A 23,404-nucleotide genomic window follows, 5' to 3' on the forward strand; every position below is an offset into this window, starting at 1 on the left:
AGCAATTGCTGAGCATTTTTTAAAGATTATTTGTTTATAAGGCAGTCTGCCAGTTGCTGTATTGTTTTGGCTTCAAGTGCAACCCTGGTTACATCTCTCACCTGCCATCCTTTAAGAGGACTGTTTTTAAAATATTCCATTTTATCCTCTTCTATTAAGAAAAGGGCAACATATTTATGTTTACCATTCACCATTCCTCCGTCAAATACCTTTGCATCCGGCTTACTTAAAAAATCACCATTTTCAAAGAGCAGCGATATACCAAGACCTTTTTTTTCTGTTTCAGATAGAACTTCAGCAGTACCAATATAAGTAGTATGATCCTTACTAACCATTTTTTCAATAGATAAACCATCTACAAAAGGGGTGTCGTACATTATTTTACCCTTTGCTTCATCACTTTTAACTGTGATCTGACTGCATAAAGCCGATGTGTTTTTTGTAGTTGCAGGAGCACTAGCGGCAGCAGCGGGTGCTTCCATACGGCCAATTAAACATTTAAAATATTGCTGCAAACTAAATCCTTCTTTTATTTCACTTTCATATTTGTTTAATTTAACCGATACAATAACTTTTTCCTGTATAAGCTCAAGGTATTTAGGCTTGTTAAGTCCAAGAGTTACGCTTAGTAAGAGGCTTCCGAAAGGGTTTGCTTGTGATTTTAGCTCTTCATCGGGCATTGACAGACTTGTACCGTCAGCAAAGATCAGTTCTGCACCTCTTCTTATAACACCTGAAGCATATTTTTCGGAAGTAGGAACATTAATATGAAGAAACAAAAAATTACCTTTTTCTGATTTAGACAAAGAAGCTTCCATACCATCTTGGGCCGGCGCAGCATACCATGTAGATTTTGAAACACTTTTCATATCCTTTTCGTAGATCTTATTACAAAAGAAATCTTTAGGATAATCAAGCCCGCCCACAACTTTAAACGGAAAAGACGAGCTGTATCTTGGGTCATAATCATAATACACCTGTCCTGTTTCAGGATTTTCAATAAGCAGCTTAAATTTCTTGTCGCGAATTGAGTTTGTATAAGGTTCGTAAGAAACCACCTTAAACTCTTTGTCTGCCAATTCAGCATAGGCAGTAGTAGTACCTTCTTTTTTATAAATCTTTTTAAGGCTTACGTCTTTATAAAAACCGCGATATCCGTATTTCTGTAAAGACTCTTTTACAGGCAATACAATAAGGCTTTTTCCTGCAAGAAGTTCAACTTGTTCCCCCGGAAAGTTTTGTGCTTCGGTTAGTAAGCTAAATAATAAGGCAAATACCAAAATAATTTTTTTCATGGCGTATAAAATTTAATTAATAATTATTAGGCGCCAAATTTATATAAAAAATTAATACAGAAAATTCTTAATTATAAAATTTCTTTAAAAAATAATATGCTTGAAAATAAACCACATTTTAAACGGCTGGAAAAACTACCTCGACAAAAGTGAGGTGTCCGAAAACATTGCAAAACAGCGTGCAGCAGTATGCGCTGCCTGCCCCCATGCTAAAAACGGAAAACTGCTGGCCTTTATAAAAGACAGCCTTACACAAGTACAGGGTGCTTATTGTACCCTGTGCAGCTGTCCGTTATCTGCAAAGGTGCGTTCTACAGATATTTGTCCTGAAAATAAATGGTAAATGACACGTTATGAAACAATAACAAGCCTTGGAGACGATTTTATTAAATTAATGGGAAAAAGTATAATCCCCGTGCATATACTGGACTGGAAAGTATATTATGAAGCCTACCTGAAACAAACCGAACTGCTTTTAAAAGAATATGGCAAGGCAAAAAAAACCTGGGCTGCCGGCATGGTAGCCGAAGAATATAAAGTTAGCGAACGTACAATGTTTAACGTAATTGCTTTTATGGAGGGCAGTTAATTTTAGTGAGTAAGAATCCTCGAACAATAACCCCCTTATTATTAATTCAATACAAATGGATTTTTTTGATAAAAAGTGGAATATTACATTCGAATTTAATACCTTTATGTATATTTGCATAATTTATACGCCAAGATTTATTTTTTTAAAGCCATAACAACTCCTAACTTCTAAATATGTATTCAAAAGAAGATATAGAAAAATTAGCTAATACTATTATCTTTCTCGCAGAGAGAATTGAAGATCTGTCTAAAACAAAGCTTTTAAAGATTCTTTATATTTTAGATGAATTCTCAATTAAACAAACTGGGATACCATTTCTTAATCTAAAATATGAAGTTTGGCAATACGGCCCTGTTGCGCAGGACATTTTTATTGATTTATCAGACGATCCTGTAATTTTAAAAGATTTTATATCATTAGAAAGATATGAAAATAAGACATATATTAAACCAAAAAAAGGATTTAATGATGATGAATTTTCTTCTAATGAGATAACTTTCTTAGAAAGAATAACTGAGGCATTAAAAAAACATCCTGCTTATGTCTTGGTTGATTTCACACATAAAAAGGATTCTCTTTGGTATAATACAGCATTAAAGCACAATCTTTTAGAAGCCTTTAATGAAGGATTTACAAATAGTTCTAACATTCAGTTAGACTTTACTGAACTTGTAAAGGATGAGCCTACAAAACTATCCAAGTATTTACATCATATGAGTCTTGAAAATAGTTTAAAGCAATTTAAAACTTAACTAGATGTATGGGTGAGGGTACTTTATTGCACATTCCTAATTATGAATTTGAAAATGGGGAAAGAAAAAATAAATTTTTTCTTATCATACGAGAAATTGAACATGTCCAGTTGATTGTTTCATTGCCATCAAGTATTGAATATTTACCTTCAGATATTGAGATCGTGCATGGGTGTATAGAACTCGAAAAAGCACAGCAAACAACATATTGTTTTAAAGCTGAAAGAGTAATCGCATCTAATACAGCTTTCTCGTTTAAAAAAGACACTTATTTACATGGATGCTGGCTTCATGGCATCGACAAGACAGCTTTTTTTCAAAAATATTCAGTCGAAAATCTTCATTATGAGATTAAAGGAGTCATTGATCAACATGAATTAAATGCTATTAAGAAATGTTTCAAGAATTCATGTGTTGTAAAGAATAAATATAAAAGATTATTATAAATTATCCTTTCAATTAGTTCCACTGCAAAACCCATTGCAGTAAACACTCAAAAACCCACCGTACCTTTGTACTGTTGAAAATCATTAATCATTTAATGATTTAAAAATTGAACTATTCAGTAGTAAACTCAACCACAATTCTTCAATTATTGATTTCCGGAAAATCAATCATCCAATTTTTCTTCCAGGTGTTTTGTCATCCTGACGAAGGAAGGATCTCAAAAAAGTTCAGGAATAACAAGAGATTCTTCACTTCATTATATTTCGTTCAGAATGACAAAGTGCCCCAAGATTTGCCTTAAGATTTTATTCGGACAGCGCTATCAAATAACCAGATAACCAAGTCCGAAAATCCACAGCCAAATGACAGGAAACATTTATATCTCCGGCCAGATAGGCACTTTTGACGGTGTTACGGGCGTAGAGCTTATTGATGTGATAGGACAGGTAAAAAAGCAGCCCAAAGCAACCGCCTATAACGTGCACATTAATAGCGAAGGCGGTCTGGTAGATGTGGGTTTTGACATTTACCATTACCTCAAATCGCTTGGCAAACCCGTTACCACTATAGGCAGCGGCATTGTAGCCAGCATAGCAACCGTAATTTTTATGGCGGGTACCAAAAGGCAGATACGTGAAAACACCCCTTTTATGATTCACCTTCCCTGGGGAGGTTCAATGGGCACTGCGGATGAGCTTGAGCACTTTGCCGACCAGCTTCGCGCCATAGAAAAGAAAATGGTAGGTTTTTATACCAAAGCCCTGAGCATAGAAGAGCAGGCTATTATGCCCCTGCTAAAAAACGAAACCTGGCTTACGGGCAAACAACTCTCCGCCCTGGGCTTTACCACTACCCCGCAGCAGGTTAAGGCTGTAGCAAAAGCTTTCATAAAACCCAAAACTATCCCTATGAACGGAACGTTTACCGAGAAAGACAGGCACTGGATGGAAAGCCTGTTTGAGCGAGTGCTTGGCAAGTTCAAACACCACAACATGTTTAACAAAGTAATTCAGGATGCCACCGGTGCCGAAATCGACTTTACCGACCTGCCGGACGATGCAGCAATTGAAATTGGAGCCACCGCTACTGTAGATGGACAGCCTGCCGAAGGCGAATACCTTTTACCGGATGGATCTACTTATGTATTTACAGCAGGCGAGCTTACTGAAATTATTGAACCCGAACAGGATGCCGAAGAAGCTGCTGCATTGCGTACAGAGAACAAAGCCCTTAAAAGACAGCTTACCGCTATTAAAAGTGAGGTGCTTGCCCTTAAACGCCAGGTAACATCGAACTTTAGTGTAGATGGCAAAAAAGCAGCATACCGCAAAGCAGGCGATGCCGATAAGCTGGCAGGAATGAAACAATATTTAAGATCTAAAAACAGAAAATAATGGCTCTTATAAACGCAGATGCTTTAACACTTAATGCCCGTGAGGCCGAAACGGTAAGCGAGGTAATTTTCAACAGGGTTTATAATGACTCAGACCTTGCCGAATATCATGAAATTGAAACAGGCATAGATGTAAAAACACAAATTGCCTTTGCCGGAAGACTGGGCCTTTTAGGTAAAAAAGCAACAGGCTGTACACCAAATGAAGCAGGAGGATTTGAACTGACTGAAAAATTCTGGACTCCCGTACTGGAAGATTTCCGTATCAAGCACTGCCAGGCAGATATGCCTGCCCTGCTTAAACTGTTTAGAAAATCGCAACGCATTAACCCCGACTTTTTTGATGCTGTAGGTACTCAGGAATTTGGTGTAATTATATCGGCTGTAGAAACTGCAATGCTGGAAAACATGCACCGCAAAATATGGTTTAACGATACTGCGGCACAAACCGTTGCCGATGGCGGTGTATTTAAAAACGGAACAGACCTTGATTACTTCAACTCGTTTGATGGCCTTTTTAAACAGGTATTTACCGAAGTGCCAAGCAATGCCGCTAACCGCATAGACGTTTCGGCAAATGCCGGAACATCATACGCAGGCCAGGCACTTGCAGAAGATGCTGCCCTTGCCATTTTTGAAAAAATGGTTACTGCTGCCGATGAACGCCTTGTTTCTGCTGAAGATAGCTTTATTCTTGCAACACGTTCTTTAGCCGATAACTATCGTGCTACACTTCGTAATAAAAACCTTGGCTCAGGTTTCCTTGAAGTGGTTGAAGAAGGACGCCCTAAACTTTACTTTGATGGTATTGAAGTTAAAGTGCGTTACGATTGGGATCGTTACATAAAAACATACCAGGACAACGGCACAAAATGGAACCTGCCTCACAGGGCTGTTTTTACAACAAAAAGCAACATTCCGGTAGGTACGCTAAGCGAGGAAGACCTTACCAAACTTGATGTGTTTTTTGACAAAACACTTAAAACAAACATTATGGATGCTGCTTATACTATAGACGCCAAACATCTTGAAAGCTACATGACAGTAGCGGCGTATTAAAAGTTGCTGTTTCAGGTTTAAAGTTTCAGGCTACTCACTCAACCTTGATGAGTATGAATAAGTTTTTCCCTCCTTTGGAGGGGTGGCTGAAAGCCGGGGTGGTATATAAATATTAAAACCACCCCACCCTACGGGTAACCCCTCCAAAGGAGGGGAGGTCCGAATCAATAATACTTCTCACAAAAAAACAAAAACAACATGCCAGTAGATTGCACAGGAAACCTAACCGCAGATATTTTATTTGACTGCGCTAATGCGCCAGTAGGCGGTATAGAACAAAACGTAATACTTATTGCTAAAGATGATATAGATACCGTAAACACCACAACCGATGCTACAAATCGTGTGCTGGTTAGTAACCTTCAGCTTAAAGCAGGAAAAACAGGTTATTTGCTTAGCGGTGTTAAACAAAGTAACGGCAAAGCGTGGGAGCTTGTAAAAAAAGAAAATGCTCCCGACAAATTTAAACACACCTTTAGTGGCGTGATTTTCAACCCAAGCGCAGCCAATAAATTACAGGCAGACAGCCTGGCAAAAGGCACTAAATATGTTGCGGTTATAGAGCAGGTTTGGAAAGGTGCAGACAGCAAAGATGCTTTTGAGGTACTTGGCTTAACAAGCGGCCTTGAGCTTATGACCATGACCAACAACTCTAAAGAAAACGACAACATGATTGTGTTTGAGCTTTCTTCTGCCGATGGTTATGAAGAAACTACAATGCCTCGTACCCTGCTTGATGTTGATTATGCTGCTACTAAAACAGCCTTTAACAACAAGTTCTTACAGGCTGCAGGATAATACTATGGATTTTACCACTATGGATATTGCCACCGTTACCCGTAATGTTACGGGTAGCGGTGAGCGCTATCTGGAGCTGTTCTTAAAAGAGTACACCTCTGTTTTTAACGAAAAGGTAAACCCCGCCTGCCCTAAATGTTTAACCCAATACCTGACAAGGTATAAAAACCATTACAAAGCCATGGCAAATACATGTAATTACAGGCTTCATGCCAAATACGAAAACATTCCGCTGGAGTTTGGTTCACCAATATTGGTAAACAACAGCAATATAACTACCGAGTATGCTCTAAAGCTTTTAGCACATAATAACGGGCAGCGTTATTTCTCGCAAATACCAAAGGACGCAAAGCCAAAAAGCATCAGCAAAAAAACGAAAACGCGAAAAAACACCTCAACTACTATACAAGATATTTCTGCAAATGAAACTGCCGAATGAAAACGCTGCTGATAGATGTTTGGAAAAGGCTTACACCCTGGAGCAAATCGGCAGATGTGTATGCCAATGATACCGACAATGCCTACCCCGAACGTATGGACAGGCTTATAAACAATAGTGTAACGGCAAAATCGGCAGCCAGTATTATGGTGCAGTATCTCATCGGTAAAGGTTACGGACCCGAAAATGACAGTATTATTATCAATAAAGAAAAAAACCTTAAGCTCATTGATATAGCCGATGATATAGCCGACGACCTGGTAAAACAACGGGGGGTATTTATACACGTAAACTGGAACGCTCTTTACCAGATAAGCGACTTTAGCGTAATTCCGTTTGAATGGTGTCGCATTGGCCGTACAGACAGTAATGATTATGCCGGAAAAATTGCCATTTGCAAAGAGTGGCTTAAACCCAAAAAAGCTGACATACAACTTATAGATGTTTTTAATCCGCGTAAAAAAGTAATTGATGCCCAGGTAGAAAAAGCCGGCGGATGGGAACATTACAAAGGGCAGGTGCTTTTTGTAAATATGGATACTAAACTGCTTTATCCATTATCGCGAATAGATTCAGTAGCCGAAGATTGCGATAGCGAAGCACAGGCATCGGTTTATAAAAACAGATTACTGCGCAAAGGTTTTTTTGGCAATACGCTTGTAGTAACACGTCCGCTTGTTGGCGAAGGGCTGGATAGCAAAGCCCTGATGGATGCCGAAAGTGAAAGAGAACAATTTCAAAAAGCTATTAAAGACAGTCTGGGCGCCGAAAACACAGGCGGGGTTTTATGCCTTGAGATGGATTTTGCAGGTGAAAAACTGGAAGATGCAATTCTGATAAAACAAATTGAAAGCAAAATTGACGACAAGCTTTTTAATTACACCGAAACCAGCGTACGCGAAAATATACTGGTAGCCTTTAACAATCTTCCGGCAGGACTTATAAAAACAAACGAATCGGCATTATTTGGCAATTCGGGTGAAGCCATTCGTGAAATGAAGCGTACGTATTGGGAAAACACCACCAAAGAGCGCAGTTTGCTTACATCGGTCATTAATCAGTTACTGTCACGATCGCAGGATTTTTCAAGCCTTATAGTAGAACCTCTTAAACTAATTGAAGATGCAGCAATTAATAACACGGAGTGATATAGCAAAATACAGGCAGATATCTAAATCATCTAATGATGCCAAGCTCAACGAAATGATTCTTGATGCACAAATTCTGGACCTTCAGCCGCTCATTGGCGAAAGCTTGTATAATAAATTAATTGCCGCCCCTGCTGATTATGATGATTTAATGAATGGCGGGCTTTATGAAACTGATGGTATTGGTTACACTAACTACGGACTTAAAATGGTACTTGTTTATTTTGCTTACGCCAGGCATATTATGTTTTCATCGGTAACCGATACAGCTTATTCGGTAGTAGAAAAACTGAATGATACAAGCCGCCCGGCAGAAACATCTTCCAAAAAAACAATTTACTGCCTTAACCGCGATGCTGCCTTTCAGATTTGGGAGAACGTAAAAAAATACCTCATAAGAACACGTCAAGCCGATTTTAATTCTTGCCAAAACATTGCCGCTACAGGCTTAAGATTCAAAAAAATAGTATAGCATGACTTCTATATTTTCCCTCAACGACAAACACTTTACATTAAACGGCATACAATATTTCAGAAATTACATTTCGGCAGTACATGGTAATAAGGTAGAACTTTATAATTGCTACGAACGCAAAGATGTGCTTGTTCCGTTAACTCATTTTTCAGATTTTACAGTAGATGGTTCCACATTTAGCTCTGCAGCAGAACTACAGGCAGCATTGTTAGATATAACATATTCCAGATTAACTACCGGCGACAGCTCGGGTATAGATCAGAACAATGTAGGTAAAGTAATAAGCGCAGGAAATATAGGTCCGCTTGCCTCAGGTTCTGAAATGGTAAATGCCATAGCCGATGCACTGAATACAAAAATAATTACCATAACTGCCAAAGACACTCCGGTTATTGTAACAGCATCACTATTAAGTACATCAGGAACATCTACTTATATTGCAAAGAGATACAGGTATTTATTTAAACCCGGTAAAGGCAATTGGGGGCTTAATGGAACATCTGTTACCGCTTCACATCTGGAATTAATGAATATTGAAAATTATCTTATAGATGATTTATTAAGAGAGCCAAACGCCATTATAGAAAATCTAGGCGATCTGCCCGATGGTAATTTTATAGCTGCTGCCAATGCATCGCAATGGGATTTTTCAGATTCCGGTACAGAAGATGAAACAGGAATAAAAACCTTTTACTTTAACTACTCCAGCGATAATGTGCTGTATTTTGTTCAGTTTACAGGTACTCCCGGCCTTTATGGGCAAGGAGAAACCCAATTTACCGCTGCCGATTTTGTAGCAACCACAAATAATGAAGTTACTGAAACTCCAACTCTTGAAGATGTATTAGCGCAGGGAGGTAACATAAATGTATCTCAGCTTACTAATAATGGCGACGGAACATCGCCATATACAACTGTTGCAAAATTAAATGGCCTGTCAGTATCTATTAATCAGGCTGCTGCCGAATTATATCTTAAAAATAGTGAAGGCAGCACACTTGCAACGGTAAGCCTGGGCTTTTTGAATAATGAAGGAACAACTTTCTTTTTTAATGAAGCCACGAAAAAACTGGAGTTGAAAAATGATGCAGGAATTGTTCTGAGCCAGATTCCTGTAAGTGCATTTGTATCAAATCTAATGCAATCGGTAGATTTTAATGGATCAACTCCCCAAAAGCTGGAATTTAAAGATGCAACAGGCACTGTTGTTGATTATATAACTATTACCCTTAATAATGTCGGAGGATTAAACGCAGCGTTGGCTTTAAAAGCAAATTTAGATTCGCCTGCTTTGGCTGGAGTTCCTACAGCACCAACCGCACCAGTAGGCACTAATACAACGCAAATAGCAACAACAGCATTTGTAAAAGCTGCATCAGATGCTAAAGTATCTCAAACAATTACAGATGGGGTTACCACTTCATCTCCAAGTGAAAATGCTGTTTATGACAACTTTAAAAGATATATTGTAACTACAGAAATTGACCTAAATAATTACAGGGAGAGCGGCCAATACATTGTTCCGAATACCGGTTTAATTAATTTCCCATCAGGTTGGGCACAAGGAAGAAAAATTTTATATGTTTCAGGAGATATAAATGGTACTTATTGCTCACAAATTATACATGATCTTGTTACCGGTTTAATGGCATGCAGGAAACTATATAACAATATATGGTCAGGTTGGGAAGAGATTGCCACCAATTCAAACGTGGTGCATACTACAGGCACAGAGTTAATTAACGGGGCTAAAACATTTAATACAATAAGTGCTTTCAATGAGGGTATTTATAATGGTAGTTCCGGTGGTATTCATTTATTAAAAAATGCTTATTACAATTATACCAACGGTTATTTTATTCAAACTGATATACCTGCATATAGTAATACAATGTTTGAATTATATATAAGAGGTAATGGTTATAATGCTAATTTAACTACACCTACACCATCTATTGATACTATCATACATGGATATACTTATGGAACAAGTAATTCTATTGTTTCAACAAATGGTTTAGCCAAAGGTAAAAAGTTTAATGTTGATGTATTTCACTATGGTGGTTTTGTTTGTTTTTGGTTTAATATTGCTGATGCCTATCAAACAGTTAGATTTGAACTAGGTACTCAGCTTAATCTTAGAAAAATAACAAGTGTGACTAACGCTGTAAAGCCTATAACTGGAGTAACAGATAGTTTGACAATTATCCCAATAAATACTTGGAACAGTCAGGATATGGCTATTAATATTGCAAATGATGATTGGAACAATATAAGTAAAACAGGGTTTTACTTAAATACATCTTCAGCCTCTCCCAATTTACCTGTTGCTGAAAGCAATTTATCATTAATACATATATCTTCAGGGGGCTCCCAGGCTACACAGATAGTCACTTCAAGTAATAACTCATTTAGAAGATACAGAAATTCTTCTGGAGTTTGGAGTGCCTGGATAAAACTTTGGAGTAATTCAGATTTTACAACAGTCGATATAACCAATTGGAATACAGCTTACAATAGAGGTGATTTCAAAAATTATGGTATTGGAATAGGGGCCAGTGGCGATGGTAAAGTATTTCCGGGTACAGATGCAAATGATACAAATGTTTTAAATGGTATTTATTCTGTTGGTACTGGGATTGTGGCAAACTTACCAGGAAGTAACTCAGGTACGCTTATAGTAGAAAGATATACTAACTATATTACACAAAAGTTTCAGGCTATTAATTCGGGCGATGTCGTTAAAATGTATATTAGACACTATAAACCCGCAAGTACCTCCTGGACGCCATGGAGAGAAATATGGACTAATGAAAATCTTACGCCCACGGATTTGACCAATTGGAATCAGGCATATAATAACTATGTTCCTAATACCTATTTAAGCCCAAGGAGTTCTGTAACCTTTAATGGCGATGTGAATGAGTTACCTAAAGGTACTTATACAGCAGGAATGTCATCTTTATCGACTAATAAACCTTTTAGCGCCGTTGGGGGGTTACTTTCTGTTGGGTCAACAGGACAATTAGGTTTCCAATTATTGGGGGCTAGGGCTGGAAATGATCTTTGGTTTAGACCTTGGGCAACGGCTTATGAAAATTGGTATAAATTGTGGAATACTGGTGATTTTACATCAACTGATATTAGTAATTGGAATTCAAAACAAGCAGCGCTTATAAGCGGCACAAATATTAAAACAATTGAGGGTCAGTCATTATTAGGCAGTGGTAATATTGATTTGAGTAAAGCGGATGTCGGCTTATCCAATGTTGATAATACCAGCGATGTAAATAAGCCCATAAGTACCGCTACACAAACAGTATTAAATACAAAACAGACTACACTTGTATCTGGTACAAATATCAAAACAGTAGGAGGTCAATCGCTATTAGGTAGTGGTAATCTGACTGAAGTCCAAAATAACTTAAATGCAAGTACAATACTTGCGCCTAGTGTAAATGCTGTCAACACAGCGTTAACTACTAAAGCTAACGAAGCAGATGTACTACATAAAACCGGTGATGAAACAAAAAATGGCAACCTTACTGTAACAGGTAATGTTAGCGGCGCTGGGGCTACACAACTTAATCATCTTGTAACATTAGGCCAAATTAATGGAAAAATAAATGAAGCCTTCAATTCCAGAATAATTTTTGATTCCACATATTCCGGTTCTTCAAGTTGGTTTTCAAGTTTAAATACACTATACCCTGACGCTTCTCCGGGTTTGATTGTTTATGCCTATAGCATGCCCGGATCAGCAGGTGCCTTTGCTATGTGTGTAAAATTACCCGAAGAAAATGTATGGGGAATATGCGCTGGATCCGGAACTGTAGTATAAAAACAAGAATTGCATAAATAGTATAGTTATGAATTTAAGCATCTTTTTTAATCATTTAATAAAACCATTTATAACCGCAAAAATCGTTTTAAATAAACCTGATTCCTTTACCTATTTTTTACCGGCAATAGTTATTCCGGTTCTCACAACACCTCAAAAGGCTATTATTTTGCTGGGTTTATTTTTTACCCTTGATTTTATAACAGGCATTTGTGCAAGTTATATCGAATTCAAAAAAAACATCTTGCCGTTACCCGGTTCTGAAAAGCAATATGTGCTGCAATCGGCTAAGCTGAGATTATCGGTTATAAAGTTTATAACCTACGGACTGGCCATAATTATTGCCTATGCCATAGAATGGACTTTTATTATTGGCGAATTTGAACCTCATTCTAAACTGCAAAAGATGACCCTCACAACTTTTGTAATTGCCTTTTGCTGTACAATAGAGATCTATTCTATTTTTTTTGAAAACATAAAAAGAATGGGATTTGATATTATTCAGAAAGTAAAAAACATCAGCAAGGAAGGATGGAAGCTTTATAAAACAATAACAAATGATAACAACAACACAAGCAATAACTAAATATGGACAACCCAATGAAAAAGGCACATACCTAGTTAACATAGCGTTGCCTTATCCTATGCGCTTAGCATGGGATAAAAACATTACTGTAAAAACAATGCGGTGCCATAAACTGGTTGCTGAAAAATTTAAAGCGGTATTTACCGACCTGTTGGCATATTACGGTTATGAAAAAATAAAAGAGCTTGGCATTGACCTTTTTGGGGGCTGTTTTAACTACAGGGTAATGCGGGGCGGAACAGAATGGTCGCGTCACTCATGGGGTATTGCTATAGACTTAGACCCCGAACGCAATACACTGCATGAAAGTAAAAATACTGCACGGTTTGCACGCCTAGAATATAAACCTATGGTTGATATTTTTTATAAACATGGCTTTGTAAGCCTTGGCAGGGAAAAAGACTATGACTGGATGCATTTTGAAATTGCAGAATAATATGAAATACATTTGGCAAACAATAACAGTAGTACTGTTGGTACTACTGTTTGCTTCTATGCACACCTGCAGCCAATATAAAAACACTTCTGCGGTAAATGCAGTGGCGTTGAAGGACACCATAAAGCATTATAAAAATGCATTAGGAACGCAGACAGCAAGCATCGGGGCGTTACAGGTAAGTAATAAGCAGTTAAAGAACCTATTAATAAACAAAGATGCCGATCTTAAAAAACTGGCATCGGAATTTAGCGAAGTCAAATCATTAATTACATATAAAACTGTAACGGTTATAGATAGCATCCCGATTATATATAAAGACAGCGTGCCTTTTAATTTTAAGCGATCTGGCGAAATAAAAAACAACTGGTATAGCCTTGCTTATAAATCGACAGAAAAAGGCGTACAAATAGACTCTTTGCGTTTAATGACTACATCAGCTATAATTACAGGATACAAACGCAAATGGTTTTTGGGTGCAGAAACCTTAACTACCGATATTACAAATAGTAATCCTTTTATATCGGTTACTGCAATTACATCGGCAGAGGTTATTGTGCCCGTTCCGTGGTATAAAAAATGGTATGTCTGGCTAACAGCAGGTATAATTGCAGGAAGTTTTGCTGCTCAGTAAATCAGCTAAATACCTCTTTGAGTACGTCAAGAGATTTCGGCCTTTTAAAACCATCCAGATGAAAGGCATAATAATCAAGCAGTATTTTTAAGAGCTGCTGTCTTTCGCTTACATGAAATGCTTTTACAGCGTTGTCAAACTTTAAAGGCATTAGCCTTCTTAAAAGGTTAGTGTCTTCAGGAGCAAGGCAGCTTATTGAGGCATACGGAACAAAAATACCCTCGGTCATCTCAAAAAAAGAATGTTCATTATTTGATGTATCGGGATAAAACCCAAGAAACTTGGTTATTTCAAGCAACAATATCAAATGGAAATTTGCTGCTTCATCATGACTGTCAAGCCATAATAATGCGGTTTCCAGAAATGAATACAGGCTTTGGTTCTTTTCTTCTTCTTTAATGCAGTGATGAAGGATTTCGGAAATAAAAAGCGCAATAGTGGTTTTAGTGATATCTGTACTAATTGTAAAATAAGGATATGCAAGCCTTATCTCCTTAAAATATTCAAGAGTACCTTTGTTTTTATGAGAGGCTTCTATCTCAAGAATAGTAAGCGGCCGGAAATATACTGTTTTCTGGCTGCTTTTTTTTGATGAAAAGGCATCCCGCACATAATATGATTTAAGGCCGTTTGACTCTGTAAAACATTTTACTATAAGGCTTTTTTCCTGATAGCGCAATGCACTTAATACTATAGCCTTTGTTTTTACAAGCATTTCTTACCTTACTATCATAAGTTTTTTAACCTTGGTCTGCGTACCATCTTCAGATGATATAAATATCATATAAACACCCGATGCCACTTTGTATTTACCAAAGGCGCGGGTATCCCAAAGCACGGTTCCTCCCTCAGATGTGGTTTCATATACAAGGTTGCCTTCAATATCTGTAATTTTAATATTGGCCTCATCTACCAAACCACTTATTTTAACATCATCTTCAAATCCGGGACGCACAGGATTTGGAAAAACATATACTTTACTAAGGTCGTCAGATGCTTCGGTAGAAGTTCCTCTGTAAGAAACCATACCCTTATCAGTAGCGAAGAAAACCTCTCCGGTAACATTATCTATCTCAATATCATTAATGTTATCGCTTGGTAACGGCGAATTCTGTTTGGTAAAATGAAATAGTGTCTGCTGTCCGTCCGGTGATACAAGAAATGCACCTGCACCGGTAGTGCCTAACCACTTATTGTTACTCCCGTCTACGGCAATGTCTGCTATGCCCTGTTCATACATAAGCTCCTGAGCAACCCCATCTTCCAGTATTATTATTGGATTTGTAGTAAGGGAATTTTCGGTGGTAAAACGGTCTATCCCCGCTAAAACCCTCAAGCCTTTATTAGTCCCTATCCATAAGCGGTTATTATTATCAATCGCAACACTTCGTACATCAAAAGATGGTAAATTACCATTGTCACCCTGTGTAATAATTATTTTTTTATTAAGCGTTTCATTAAATGCCAAAACACCAAAATAACTTGTAGCTATCCATTTTGTACCATTCCTGTCTATAACCATTCTGCCGTAATCGTTATTCGGCGGATCTATAACATCTTTTATACTGTAAGAAGTCCATGAGCCTGATGGCTTAAGCATTTTTAAAGCTTTTTCAATTCTTGTATTTGTGAGCCACAAATTACTGTCTTTGTCAAAGGCGAGGCTGTTTATTCTTACACCTGTGCCGGGAGTTTGTATGCTTTGAAGATTATTATTAGTATTCAGGTCATTATACAGCATAACAGGCTCATCGTTTTCTATTTTTATAAGTCCATTATGAAATGAAGAAACATAAACCTGCTTTTCATTAACAGGGTTAATTGCAATATCTGATATAGATGCCGCATTAAACAGCGCTTCATTAGTGATGGTTGACCATCCTTTATCGGTAAATTTGCTTACTCCCAAATATTCTAAAGGATAAGGATTGTAATAAAAGCTATAGTCGCCATATACCGCCCAAAGCGCTGATGGTGATTTTTTAATTCTGAAAATATTGCTTCGCTGGGGACCGTTGGGTGTTATACTTTCAAAACTAAGATTGTTAAACCCTGCCGAAAACATTCCGTTTGCCACTGTGCCTATAAATAATGTTTCTGCTACAACAGTTGCACATGAAAAAGATGCATTTTGTGCTTCAGGCAATGGTATTACATTAATTTGTGAAGCCTGAATAAGATCCTGATTATATACTGTAACCCTATTGGCACAGGTAACTACCATGTACCCATTTGCCTCTCTTAAATCTGTAATAGCCGAAGGGAATGTGGTAAAAACAGCCGTTCCGGCATCTGTAACCCTAAAAAGAAATCCCGCATCATCATTAGCGAACAACTGCCCTTCATAATCTACTATTCCGGAAAAATTTCCGGTAACATACTCTGTCCACTGGTTAAAATCATTAAGATTGGGATTTGAAAGACTAGCTGCCCTGATACCATTGGTAGACGACGCAGCAAAAATACGCCCGCCTAAAATAGCACATTGCTGTACCGATATTTCCGCTCCGTTTGGACCCAGATAATAAGTATCGCCAAATTCAAGCGTGGCTATATTAAATACTGCAATACCAAAGTCGCACGATATATAGGCTTTACCCTGATATTCATAAATATGGTTAATGCGTTTTTTTGTAGCTGCAACAGTAGTTTCCTGCACTATGCCTATTTTGTTTACAATAGTATTATCACCGTTTATAACAATAAGCAAACCGTTGCTGTTGCCCACAAGTGTTCTGTTAAATTCAGCGCTGTGGTGCACTGCCGTAATGGTTTCTGCCTTAAGCCCGTCTACAGATGTTATTGTTTTAAGCTCGTTTGTGCCGAGGTTTTTTTCAAACATGGCACTGCTTGCCGCACCAAATACCCTGCTTGGTGACTGCGTAACATCTACAATATCGTTATACGAGAAAAAACTCCTCCAGGGCTGATTGGCCTGCCCGAAAAAAGTAAATGAAAGCAATAGAAAATATAGTGATAAAAATTTTTTCATTAAAGCAATTATTTGCGCAAATATAAGGTAAAACGCGGTTATTGTATTTTTTGTATAGACAGAGGTTAAAATCTAATAAATCAAAATATACATTTACTATTTATGTTACCTGTTTTATTTTCTTACTTTATAATTACTTAACTTTATCAAATAGCTTTTACTACTTATGAAACAGTTATTTTTAACACTATTATTTATCAGCTGTATTAGCAAAGCCCAAACCATAAAATCTTTATATGATGATGAATATACTACTGTTGAAGGAGTGTATTATAAAGACACGCATAACGATTTTGATAATTTTACAGGTACATGGAAATATACCAGTGGCACTACTTCATTAACCATAACACTTCAGAAAAAAACAATGATCCCTTCAAAATATGGTAGTGCTGATATTTTTCAAGATATGCTTGTTGGTGAATATAAGTATATAGAAAACGGCATAGTAAAAATTAATACACTGCCACAGCTTTCTTTAGATCTCGATCCTTTTGATTACAATATCGCAGGGAGCATTATAGTAGGCCCCCTTTCACAATACTGTCTCAACTGCAGCTCTAATGACAGAAAAGTGCTTTTATTTTTTAACGACCCTGACCGTTATATATTAGGAATGTCAGGAGAGATGTTTTTTGAACGTGCTGATAGCGGAAATGTGCAAAAACTAAAACTGAAATTTAGGGCAACCGGCAATAGGTTGGTGGAAGTAGGTACGACACCGCCTTATACCAGTTTTACAGTGCCGTTTGGTGAATATATTTTGGTTAAACAATAAATTACATTACTACGGTATTTATGAAAAAAGTACTATTCATCATCATATTACTATGGTTTGGCACCAAAGCCCAGACCATAAAATCTTTATATGATGATGAATATGCTGCCGTGGACGGTGCTTATTATAAAGATACACACAACGATTTTGATAATTTTACCGGCACCTGGAAATATACCAGTGGTACTACTTCTTTAACCATAACACTTCAGAAAAAAACAATGGTATCTCATGAATTCGGTAGCGATACTATTTTTCAGGATATGCTTGTTGGCGAATATAAATATATAGAAAATGGCATAATGAAAATTAATACGCTGCCACAGCTTTCATTAGATCTCGATCCGTTGGAATATAATATAACCGCAATTACTATAGTAGGTCCTAACTCTCAATACTGCCTTAATTGCGGACCAAATGACAGAAAAATACTTTCATTTTTTACCGACCCTGACCGTGATATATTAGGGATGTTAGGACAGATGTTTTTTCAACGTGCAGACAGCGGAGGTGTGCAAAAACTAAAATTGGAATTTAGGGCAGCGGGCAATAGGATGGTTGAAGTGGGTACTACACCGCCTTATACAAGTTATACAGTGCCGTTTGGTGAATATATATTGGTTAAACAATAAAATTACATTACGACGGTATTTATGAAAAAAGTACTATTTATCATCATATTACTATCGTTTGGCAGCAAAGCCCAAACCATAAAATCTTTATATGATGATGAATATGCTGCCGTGGACGGTGCTTATTATAAAGATACACACAACGATTTTGACAATTTTACCGGCACCTGGAAATATACCAGTGGTACTACTTCTTTAACCATAACACTTCAGAAAAAAACAATGACACCTACCAAGTTTGGATCAAATAATATTTTTGAAGATGTGCTTGTAGGGGGATATAAGTATATAGAAAACGGCATAGTAAAAATTAATACCGTCCCTCAGCTCTATTTAGATCTAGATTCCATAGAATATTATATAACAGGAAATGCTATAATTGGCCCTAACTCTCAATATTGCCTTGATTGTGGGCCGAATGATAGAAAAGTGCTTTTAATTTTTAACGATCCTGACCGTTATATATTAGGCTACGACGCACAAATGATATTTCAACGTGCTGACAGCGGTGGTGTGCAAAAACTTAAATTGCTATTCAGAACAATTGGCAACATGATAGTAGAAGAAGGCGTTACACCGCTATATACCAGTTACACCGTGCCTTTTGGTGAATATATTTTGGTTAAACAATAAAATTACATTACTACGGTATTTATGAAAAAAGTACTATTCATCATCATATTACTATCATTTGGCAGCAAAGCCCAAACCATAAAATCGTTATATGATGATAAATATGCTGCCGTTGACGGAGCTTATTATAAAGATACGCACAACGATTTTGATAATTTTACAGGTACATGGAAATATACCAGTGGTACTACCTCTTTAACCATAACACTTCAGAAAAAAGCAATGGTGCCTAACGATTTTGGATCAAAAAATATTTTTGAAGATGTAATTATTGGAGAATATAAGTATATTGAAAATGGCATAGTAAAAATTAATACACTGCCACAGCTTTCCTTAGATCTTGATCCACTTGACTACAATATATTTGGAAGTACTATAGTCGGTCCTAACTCTCAATACTGCCTTAATTGCGGACCAAATGACAGAAAAATACTTTTGTATTTTACCGACCCTGACCGCGATATATTAGGGATGTTAGGACAGATGTTTTTTGAACGTGCAGACAGCGGAGGTGTGCAAAAACTAAAACTGAAATTTAGGGCAACCGGCAATATGATGGTTGAAGTGGGTACTACACCGCCTTATACCAGTTTTACCGTGCCTTTTGGTGAATATATTTTGGTTAAACAATAAAAACAAAAAGGGCTGTCTCAAAAGTGAGACAGCCCTTTTATTTTATCTGTAAAGCAGTATTAAACTACTCCCTGAGCCAGCATGGCATCGGCTACTTTTACAAAGCCTGCAATGTTAGCGCCTTTTACATAATCTATATAATCACCTTCGGTACCGTAAGTAAGGCAAGACTGGTGTATAGCATTCATAATGCCCTGCAGCCTTTCGTCAACCTCTTCTCTTGTCCAGCTAAGGCGAAGTGAATTCTGAGACATTTCAAGACCCGATGTTGCAACACCACCAGCATTGGACGCTTTACCCGGAGCAAACAATATTTTTGCCTCCTGGAAAGCTATAACAGCCTCCGGCGTACTTGGCATGTTAGCACCTTCTGCAACACAAATACATCCGTTAGCAAGAAGTTGTTTTGCTTCCTCGCCATTAAGTTCGTTTTGGGTAGCACATGGCAGTGCAATATCACATTTTACTTCCCACGGCTTACCACCCGCAACATATTTAGCGTTAGGATATTTTTTTACATAGTCGCTTATTCTTCCGTAGTTTACGTTTTTAATTTCCATAACGTAAGCCAGTTTTTCTTCGTTAATACCTTCGGCATCATAAATATAGCCGGCAGAATCAGAAAAAGTAACCACTTTACCGCCTAACTGCATTGCTTTTTCGGCAGCATATTGCGCTACGTTACCCGAACCCGATACTACAACTGTTTTACCAATAAAGCTTTCATCTTTAGTACCCAGCATGCTTTGTGCAAAATACACACAGCCATAACCTGTAGCTTCAGGGCGTATAAGCGATCCTCCAAAGCTGATGCCTTTTCCTGTAAGTACGCCTGTAAACTCGTTTCTTATTCTTTTGTACTGACCAAACATAAAGCCTACCTCACGGCCGCCTACACCTATATCTCCTGCCGGAACATCGGTATCGGCACCTATGTGTTTGCAAAGCTCTGTCATAAAGCTCTGGCAAAAACGCATGATCTCATTGTCTGATTTTCCTTTAGGGTCAAAGTCAGATCCGCCTTTACCACCGCCCATAGGCAACGTAGTTAAGCTGTTTTTAAAAGTCTGCTCGAAGGCAAGGAATTTAAGGATGCTTAAGTTTACTGAAGGGTGAAAACGAAGACCGCCTTTGTATGGACCGATAGCCGAGTTCATTTGTATTCTGTATCCTCTGTTTACCTGTGTATTGCCCTGATCATCTAACCATGTAACACGGAACATAATAATTCTTTCTGCTTCTACCATTCTTTCAAGAAGCATTTTACCCTGGTATTTCGGGTTATTTTCAATAAAAGGAAGTACAGTTTCGGCAACCTCGTGAACTGCCTGAAGAAACTCCGGTTCGTTTGCGTTTCTTTTAGAAACGGTATCCATAAAAGACTGTAAGCTATTACTCATGTTATGAAGGTTTTAGTATTTAAGAAAACGTTTTCGTAAATTTGGGCAAATATACAGTTTTATCAAAATTATGTATATAAACCTCACAAAATTGTTTTCTCCTCTAGTTTTACAGCTAATTTATTCAATATGTTTAACCTGAAGATTATCTAACAACTATTTATACCGCATTTTAACAAAATTTTCGCAGTCATAAATCACTCAATCGTTGTATACTATTATAAAAAAGAAAAACATTTAAGCCCATGATATCTTTAAATGAAGTCAGAGCTTAAATGTTTATTACGACTAAAGGATTTTATAAAATCAATTCAGCAATTATCCTATCATAATTCCATCTTTAAATAAGATAGGTACTTCAGACACAAAATCTTCGTGTATAGAATGCGCTTTAAACGTATAGGTTTTATCATAAAGCACATTATTTATAAAATACGTAACCATAAACTGGTTATCCAGCACAAGCACACTGTCTTCTATAAGTTCTATTTTAACTACAGATACCGGGGGAATCTCTACAAAAGCATGTCGCAGCATTGAGGTTTTGCGTGGTTCGCCATTTATAATTCCCGATGCGCTCGATACTACCATAGCACCCTCAAGGGTATAATCGCTGTCGTTTATAAGGTAGGCATACCAGGTTTTTTGCATAAAATCGTCGTTCCATTCCTGTACTGCTGCTATATATACATTTTCTACCTTCGGAATTATTATATCTTTTTTCATTTTTATAAGGCTTAGAGGTACAAAGATAGCTTAAATACCCAATTTGTAAAAGGCATATAAGTAACTGTACTTTGTGTTTTCTTTAGGAAAAATCAGTGTTTAATTTCTATAACTTTAAGTTACTAAAAATCATTGTATGAAACTAATGCAAATTACCTGTCTTTCGCTTATTATGGCTCTCATAATTGGCTGCAAAGACGACAGCAAAAAACCACAGGGGCCTCAGGATCGTGAAACCGTGCCGGAAGCCATTACAGATACTCTTGCCGATACCGCACATAACAGCCAGAATTCACTGGACTGGGCAGGTACTTACAGCGGTGTAACACCTTGTGCCGACTGCCCCGGAATGAAAACCGACATTACATTAAACAGCGATAATACCTACAGCCTGCAGGAGCAATATCTTGAAAAAGAGAAAACACCCCGAAGCTTTAAAGGGTCTTTTACCTGGGATAATGACAAAAGTGTAATTACGCTTGATGCGGAAGGCGACCACCATAAATTTAAAGTGATGGAAGGCAGCCTGAGGATACTCGACAAATTTGGCGATGAAAAACAGGGTGGAAAACCCGAAGATTTTGTACTGCCGAAAGTGAAGTAAAAAGAAACCCACCTAATGGTGGGTTTATATATTATATACTGGCTTTAAACTGCTCTAGAAAACGAACATCGTTTTCATAGAACATTCTTATATCGCCAATCTGGTATTGCAGCATCGCTATACGCTCTACACCCATACCAAAGGCAAAACCATTATATTTTGTTGCATCTATACCGCAGTTGGTTAAAACATGCGGGTCTACCATACCACAGCCGCCAATTTCAAGCCATCCTGTGCCTTTAGTGATCCTGTAATCAGTCTCAGTTTTAAGTCCCCAGTAAATGTCTATTTCGGCACTTGGCTCGGTAAAAGGAAAGTATGACGGGCGGAGGCGTATCTTGCTCTTGCCAAACATTTCTTTTGTAAAATATAATAATGTCTGCTTAAGGTCGGCAAACGAAACATCTTTATCTATATAAAGCCCTTCTATCTGGTGAAAGATACAGTGTGAACGCGATGATATGGCTTCATTCCTGAAAACCCTTCCCGGAGATATAGTACGGATAGGCGGCTTGTTGTTCTCCATATAGCGCACCTGTACCGATGAGGTATGTGTTCTTAAAAGCACATCAGGGTTTGTTTGTATAAAAAAGGTATCCTGCATGTCGCGGGCAGGGTGATATTCCGGCAGGTTAAGTGCTGTAAAGTTATGCCAGTCATCTTCAATTTCGGGGCCTTCACTAACATTAAAGCCTATGTTGGAGAATATATCAATTATCTGGTTTTTAACTATAGATATAGGGTGGCGTGAACCTACTGCAAAAGGTTCACCCGGACGAGTAAGGTCGCCATATACTCCTTTAGCTTCTTCTTTGCTTTCAAGAGCTTCCTGAATAGATGCTACTTTATCTTCGGCAGTCTTTTTCAGGTTGTTAACTACCTGTCCAAATTCTTTTTTCTGCTCGTTAGGAACCGCTTTAAACTCGGCAAAAAAGTCATTTAAAATACCTTTTTTACCTAAAAACTTAATCCTGAATGCTTCCAGCTCTTCTTTATTTTGCGTACTAAACGCTTCTGCCTCTGCAATATATCCTTTAATCTTATCTATCATTGTTATTCAGTAAAGTGGCGCAAATTTAGGCATTTTTAATTTGTTGTGCTACCAAACCCA

Annotated in this window: 25 protein-coding genes; 19 read left to right on the plus strand and 6 right to left on the minus strand. The window is 37.6% G+C overall.

Annotated elements, in window-relative coordinates:
* Positions 1–26 precede the first annotated feature (26 nt).
* Complete coding sequence (locus tag NHE85_RS05465; protein WP_252810428.1) at positions 27–1,295, minus strand: hypothetical protein; 1,269 nt, start codon at positions 1,293–1,295, stop codon at positions 27–29.
* Between the two features lie 100 nt (positions 1,296–1,395).
* On the opposite strand from NHE85_RS05465, the gene NHE85_RS05470 reads away from it, so the two are divergent.
* The 14 genes from NHE85_RS05470 to NHE85_RS05535 all read left to right on the plus strand — a co-directional run bounded on the left by NHE85_RS05470 (position 1,396) and on the right by NHE85_RS05535 (position 13,895).
* The gene (locus NHE85_RS05470; RefSeq protein ID WP_252810430.1) at positions 1,396–1,638 is read left to right on the plus strand and encodes a hypothetical protein; all 243 of its coding nucleotides are present in this window, start codon (positions 1,396–1,398) and stop codon (positions 1,636–1,638) included.
* Entirely contained in the window at positions 1,639–1,884 is a 246-nt protein-coding gene (locus tag NHE85_RS05475) for a hypothetical protein (protein WP_252810432.1), read from the plus strand.
* Positions 1,885–2,060: 176 nt separating this feature from the next.
* Positions 2,061–2,639 carry a Panacea domain-containing protein gene (locus tag NHE85_RS05480; protein ID WP_252810434.1) on the plus strand — a complete coding sequence of 193 codons (579 nt, stop codon included), beginning with the start codon at positions 2,061–2,063 and terminating at the stop codon, positions 2,637–2,639.
* A gap of 8 nt (positions 2,640–2,647) precedes the next feature.
* A complete protein-coding gene (locus NHE85_RS05485) occupies positions 2,648–3,085 on the plus strand; it encodes a hypothetical protein (protein ID WP_252810436.1) in 438 nt (145 codons plus the stop codon).
* Between the two features lie 363 nt (positions 3,086–3,448).
* A complete protein-coding gene (locus tag NHE85_RS05490) occupies positions 3,449–4,480 on the plus strand; it encodes an ATP-dependent Clp protease proteolytic subunit (protein WP_252810438.1) in 1,032 nt (343 codons plus the stop codon).
* Positions 4,480–5,538, plus strand: coding sequence for a hypothetical protein (locus NHE85_RS05495; protein WP_252810441.1), 1,059 nt, complete (start codon positions 4,480–4,482; stop codon positions 5,536–5,538). Before NHE85_RS05490 ends, NHE85_RS05495 begins: the two co-directional genes overlap by 1 nt.
* 198 nt (positions 5,539–5,736) lie before the next feature.
* On the plus strand, positions 5,737–6,336 hold the full coding sequence (locus NHE85_RS05500) for a hypothetical protein (RefSeq protein ID WP_252810442.1): 600 nt from the start codon (positions 5,737–5,739) through the stop codon (positions 6,334–6,336).
* Positions 6,337–6,340: 4 nt separating this feature from the next.
* Positions 6,341–6,775 carry a hypothetical protein gene (locus tag NHE85_RS05505; protein ID WP_252810444.1) on the plus strand — a complete coding sequence of 145 codons (435 nt, stop codon included), beginning with the start codon at positions 6,341–6,343 and terminating at the stop codon, positions 6,773–6,775.
* The gene (locus tag NHE85_RS05510) at positions 6,772–7,923 is read left to right on the plus strand and encodes a hypothetical protein (protein ID WP_252810447.1); all 1,152 of its coding nucleotides are present in this window, start codon (positions 6,772–6,774) and stop codon (positions 7,921–7,923) included. The genes NHE85_RS05505 and NHE85_RS05510 overlap by 4 nt, the downstream gene beginning before the upstream one ends.
* Positions 7,898–8,395 (plus strand): hypothetical protein, encoded by a 498-nt coding sequence (locus NHE85_RS05515; RefSeq protein ID WP_252810448.1) that lies wholly within the window; start codon positions 7,898–7,900, stop codon positions 8,393–8,395. Before NHE85_RS05510 ends, NHE85_RS05515 begins: the two co-directional genes overlap by 26 nt.
* A 1-nt stretch (position 8,396) precedes the next feature.
* On the plus strand, positions 8,397–12,239 hold the full coding sequence (locus tag NHE85_RS05520; protein WP_252810450.1) for a pyocin knob domain-containing protein: 3,843 nt from the start codon (positions 8,397–8,399) through the stop codon (positions 12,237–12,239).
* 28 nt (positions 12,240–12,267) lie between these two features.
* The gene (locus NHE85_RS05525) at positions 12,268–12,825 is read left to right on the plus strand and encodes a phage holin family protein (RefSeq protein ID WP_252810452.1); all 558 of its coding nucleotides are present in this window, start codon (positions 12,268–12,270) and stop codon (positions 12,823–12,825) included.
* Positions 12,797–13,261 (plus strand): M15 family metallopeptidase, encoded by a 465-nt coding sequence (locus tag NHE85_RS05530; RefSeq protein WP_252810454.1) that lies wholly within the window; start codon positions 12,797–12,799, stop codon positions 13,259–13,261. Before NHE85_RS05525 ends, NHE85_RS05530 begins: the two co-directional genes overlap by 29 nt.
* 1 nt (position 13,262) lies before the next feature.
* Positions 13,263–13,895 carry a DUF6549 family protein gene (locus tag NHE85_RS05535; RefSeq protein ID WP_252810456.1) on the plus strand — a complete coding sequence of 211 codons (633 nt, stop codon included), beginning with the start codon at positions 13,263–13,265 and terminating at the stop codon, positions 13,893–13,895.
* A 1-nt stretch (position 13,896) separates the two neighbouring features.
* Here NHE85_RS05535 and recO read toward each other — a convergent pair whose 3' ends face one another.
* On the minus strand, positions 13,897–14,610 hold the full coding sequence (recO, locus tag NHE85_RS05540) for a DNA repair protein RecO (protein WP_252810458.1): 714 nt from the start codon (positions 14,608–14,610) through the stop codon (positions 13,897–13,899).
* A gap of 3 nt (positions 14,611–14,613) precedes the next feature.
* Complete coding sequence (locus NHE85_RS05545; RefSeq protein WP_252810460.1) at positions 14,614–16,887, minus strand: two-component regulator propeller domain-containing protein; 2,274 nt, start codon at positions 16,885–16,887, stop codon at positions 14,614–14,616.
* Between the two features lie 166 nt (positions 16,888–17,053).
* Between NHE85_RS05545 and NHE85_RS05550 the strand changes: the two genes are divergently transcribed.
* From NHE85_RS05550 to NHE85_RS05565, 4 genes are read left to right on the plus strand one after another with little or no spacing between them, the layout of a single operon-like run.
* The gene (locus NHE85_RS05550; protein ID WP_252810462.1) at positions 17,054–17,665 is read left to right on the plus strand and encodes a DUF6705 family protein; all 612 of its coding nucleotides are present in this window, start codon (positions 17,054–17,056) and stop codon (positions 17,663–17,665) included.
* 20 nt (positions 17,666–17,685) lie between these two features.
* Entirely contained in the window at positions 17,686–18,297 is a 612-nt protein-coding gene (locus NHE85_RS05555) for a DUF6705 family protein (RefSeq protein WP_252810464.1), read from the plus strand.
* Between the two features lie 21 nt (positions 18,298–18,318).
* Positions 18,319–18,930, plus strand: a complete 612-nt coding sequence (locus NHE85_RS05560) for a DUF6705 family protein (protein WP_252810466.1) — start codon at positions 18,319–18,321, stop codon at positions 18,928–18,930.
* Positions 18,931–18,951: 21 nt separating this feature from the next.
* Positions 18,952–19,563 (plus strand): DUF6705 family protein, encoded by a 612-nt coding sequence (locus NHE85_RS05565; protein ID WP_252810468.1) that lies wholly within the window; start codon positions 18,952–18,954, stop codon positions 19,561–19,563.
* Positions 19,564–19,622: 59 nt separating this feature from the next.
* On the opposite strand, the gene gdhA is transcribed toward NHE85_RS05565, so the two are convergent.
* Together gdhA and NHE85_RS05575 are read right to left on the minus strand one after the other, a co-directional pair.
* Positions 19,623–20,963 carry an NADP-specific glutamate dehydrogenase gene (gene gdhA / locus NHE85_RS05570; RefSeq protein WP_252810470.1) on the minus strand — a complete coding sequence of 447 codons (1,341 nt, stop codon included), beginning with the start codon at positions 20,961–20,963 and terminating at the stop codon, positions 19,623–19,625.
* Between the two features lie 318 nt (positions 20,964–21,281).
* Entirely contained in the window at positions 21,282–21,689 is a 408-nt protein-coding gene (locus NHE85_RS05575; RefSeq protein ID WP_252810471.1) for a hypothetical protein, read from the minus strand.
* Positions 21,690–21,825: 136 nt separating this feature from the next.
* Here NHE85_RS05575 and NHE85_RS05580 point away from each other — a divergent pair, with 136 nt between their 5' ends.
* Positions 21,826–22,293 (plus strand): copper resistance protein NlpE, encoded by a 468-nt coding sequence (locus NHE85_RS05580; RefSeq protein WP_252810474.1) that lies wholly within the window; start codon positions 21,826–21,828, stop codon positions 22,291–22,293.
* A gap of 31 nt (positions 22,294–22,324) precedes the next feature.
* Here the strand turns inward: NHE85_RS05580 and pheS are convergent, their stop codons facing one another.
* Complete coding sequence (gene pheS / locus NHE85_RS05585; protein ID WP_252810476.1) at positions 22,325–23,344, minus strand: phenylalanine--tRNA ligase subunit alpha; 1,020 nt, start codon at positions 23,342–23,344, stop codon at positions 22,325–22,327.
* Between the last annotated feature and the right edge of the window lie 60 nt (positions 23,345–23,404).

The organism is Flavobacterium sp. NRK1 (assembly GCF_024054175.1).
Lineage (GTDB): Bacteria > Bacteroidota > Bacteroidia > Flavobacteriales > Flavobacteriaceae > Flavobacterium.